General features: G+C 60.3%; 1 protein-coding gene. It reads left to right on the forward strand.

Features of this window, described 5'->3' with window-relative positions; genetic code table 11:
- Positions 1-243: MerR family DNA-binding protein (locus ACTHSP_RS23390; RefSeq protein ID WP_440347167.1), on the forward strand; the 243-nt coding region annotated here is incomplete at its 5' end.
- Between the last annotated feature and the right edge of the window lie 72 nt (positions 244-315).

Raw genomic sequence — 315 nt, forward strand, 5'->3', positions numbered from 1 at the left:
ATCCGCCATGCGCGGGAAGTGGGCTTTTCGCTGCCGCAGATCGGGCAGCTTTTGAGCCTGCAACACAACCCGCAGCGCACCAGCCGCGAAGTGAAAACGCTCACCGCGCGGCACATCGCCGAGCTGGAAGCCAAAATCGAACGCTTGCAGGGCATGGTGGCCGAGCTGCAACGTTGGCACGATGCCTGCGCGGGAGACGACTTCCCGGATTGTTCGATTTTGGCCGGGCTGGAGGAGAGTTAGGCGGCTTGGGCAGAATAGAAACAGGCTACCTGAAAAGTTTCAGGTAGCCTTAGTCGGCCGCTAACGGTTTGG

Source organism: Neisseria sp. P0001.S005 (assembly GCF_051963715.1).